Annotated in this window: 3 protein-coding genes; 2 read left to right on the top strand and 1 reads right to left on the bottom strand. The window is 57.3% G+C overall.

Going from position 1 to position 2,566, the window contains the following annotated elements; genetic code table 11:
- Positions 1-33: 33 nt before the first annotated feature.
- Positions 34-396 (bottom strand): hypothetical protein, encoded by a 363-nt coding sequence (locus AC1Q5P_RS21775; protein ID WP_492520011.1) that lies wholly within the window; start codon positions 394-396, stop codon positions 34-36.
- A gap of 606 nt (positions 397-1,002) precedes the next feature.
- Between AC1Q5P_RS21775 and AC1Q5P_RS21770 the strand changes: the two genes are divergently transcribed.
- A complete protein-coding gene (locus AC1Q5P_RS21770; RefSeq protein ID WP_481133716.1) occupies positions 1,003-1,953 on the top strand; it encodes a recombinase family protein in 951 nt (316 codons plus the stop codon).
- A 271-nt stretch (positions 1,954-2,224) separates the two neighbouring features.
- Positions 2,225-2,566: hypothetical protein (locus AC1Q5P_RS21765; protein WP_481133717.1), on the top strand; the 342-nt coding region annotated here is incomplete at its 3' end.

The following is a 2,566-nucleotide window of genomic DNA, read 5'->3' as shown; positions in this document are numbered from 1 at the left end:
TACGCCCGGCCTCCGCTTCCCCCCACACGTCATCTACGATGTCGCTGACCCTTCAACTGCGATGTCGCTGTGCACCAGCACTGCCACCGGACCTGAGCCATCAGTGATAGCTGCCTCCGCCAACGCTTTGGCTTCCTCTATCTGACGCGATGCTTCCTCTAGCGCAGGTTCGCCGTTGTCTACGCCAGCGAAGATCATGCTCATGGCCTCAGCTGCTTCACGGACAGGCGAGTACGGAGAGCGGGTGAGGGCGCCGATCACTGCAAGAGCGATCGAACGCGCCGATCGCAACGTATAGGTTTCCTCGTCGTTCAGCGTCGCAATTCCCGCGAACCAAGCCTCATAGCGCGGCTGAGTGAAATAGTGCCCCTCGACCTCGAGGGCGGTCCTGATCATGCGTGCAACGAGCAGAGCGCCAAATATCCGTCGCTCATCGGGGCTTATGCATGTGAGTTCACCACCCAGCCGACCTAGTCGATAGGCCGCATCGAGCGCAGCTGACTGATTGGCTGGATACAAACCGCTACTCACAGACTCTCCCGCCTAACTTTGAGGTGGAACAGGCTTCTGGCGGATCAAAACAAGAACGTTGTCCAAATTTTGACGCCTAAAACCCGCTGTTAAGCTCAGCTCCTATACTAAATCCGCAAAAAGTATAGAAACGGTGATAGGCCCACTTGGCTTTAACAAGCTTGCCAGTGTAAGACCAGCTCTGTCAAGAATACTGAACTCGCCGGCGTTGGTGCGGGCGTGCAGTGACGGACGGCATTTCACCATTAATCGCCGGTTTCTCGGGCATTGTGTCGCCTATTCCGCAGAGCCCGCAATTCGGCCTTTGCATAATCAGCTGCCCGATTTCACACTTAGCCATAGGGGGCAACCGGTCGGTTGACCCCTCATGTTGAGGTGTGAAAAATGCGTTTTCAGCGGGCTCGACCTGGGCTAAGCCGGTTTGAGGGGCGGGAAGGGGGCACTCGCCCGCCGGCATGGAGGCACCTTCAAATGCTGATTGGCTACGCTCGCGTCAGTACAGACGAGCAGGATACAGCCGCCCAGAAGGAAGAACTGAAGGCTGCAGGCTGCACGCGCATCTTTCAGGATATCGCCAGCGGTGCCAACCGAGAGCGCCCGAACCTGGCCAAGGCCATGGCTTCTGTGCGCGCTGGTGACACGCTGATCGTCATTCGCATCGACCGCCTTGCGCGGTCCCTGTCTCATCTTCTGCAGATCGTTGAAGGGCTTCGAGACAAGGGAGCCTTCTTTCGATCGCTGAATGATCCGATCGACACCTCGAGCGCACAGGGCATGCTCATGACGCAGATGCTTGGTGCTTTCGCTGAATTCGAGCGCACCTTGATCAGGGAGCGAACCAAGACCGGGGTGAGGGCGGCCATGGCCAAGGGCGCCCTTCCAGGCAATCCCAAGATGCGCGCAAGGGATCGCGGAGCCATTTCGGAAATCCGGATAGGGCATAAGGAGCGATATCTTCAGGAGCTGATCGACGGCCGTCGCCGTTGGCTTCCTGTTGTGACAAGCTTGCGACCCCACCACACCTGGAAGGTCGTGTTGCAGCAGATCCGGGCCCTCCAACCGCCAGTCCGGTCCTTTACAGAGCAAACGCTGATCAAAGCCTGTCGCAGCTTGGTGCAGGCTGGATATGCTGACCCGATGATCCTGGAAAGGACCTCACGGGCGCGCCCCAATGACGACAATGCCTACACTGTTGCGGCTCGGCTGAAAGAGCACCCCGACGCCACGCTGCAAGAACTGGCAACCTATCTGGGACGAGACCTCAACCGCCGCACACCGACCGGATTGGACAAATGGTCACCAGAGGCGATCCGTCGTTTGATCAGGCGTGCGGTTGAGCTTGGCCTCTTGCCCAGCAAACATTCTAAAGATGTCGTTCCCTCGGACAATGGCGACAATTCAATTTCAGGACATTCCGGGTAATACCGGCCGTTACCGCAACGTTCCTGCTATTACCGGCTATTACCATTACGTCCCTTTGATTCCTGAAACTTATTTGCATGTCCTACTTGCAGGCGCAGCCTGATGTGCGTTAAGAGTGCTGCGTTCAATCTATCTCGTCATATGTTGTTCGTGAGCTTTCGTTCGCCAGTCCCGAATTCGGACACTGGAGCAGTTTGGCTCAGCATTGATTTGGGCACCCAAGTGCCAATCTGTGTTGGACGCTCGCGCGAGAACGCTCAGGAGCAACTTTATGGGGAACATCCGTGACCTCGCCCGTCCTCGATTGGTTCTGCCTAAATTGAGCGCGATCCGGGTTCGTCCGGTTAGCCGTGTCAGCTTCTCGCTGACTGACACGAATGCTTTCGAGAAGGCAGCAGGCTACGGCGTCAAATGGCTCGCCTCGAAAGCAGGTGGCGAGCTCCCTGCCGAAGCATTCGACCTGGGCAGCTTTGATACAAGATCCCAACAAGGCCTCCATCCCTGTCATGCTGTTCGCTTCGATGACCATTCGGGCGGCTCTGTTGCAAACATGGGGCACGGCCGCGCGGCGTCACCCAGTTGGGGGATTAGGCAGCATTGGCGAAATGCTTAT

It is taken from the genome of Novosphingobium sp. GW835-FHT14H07 (assembly GCF_058793515.1).
This window is presented reverse-complemented; position numbering and strand designations above follow the sequence as displayed.

Bases quoted from the DNA above. Each gene is read 5' to 3' on its own strand.
- AC1Q5P_RS21775 (WP_492520011.1), bottom strand. From the start codon at position 396: ATGATCAGGACCGCCCTCGAGGTCGAGGGGCACTATTTCACTCAGCCG.
- AC1Q5P_RS21770 (WP_481133716.1), top strand. From the start codon at position 1,003: ATGCTGATTGGCTACGCTCGCGTCAGTACAGACGAGCAGGATACAGCC.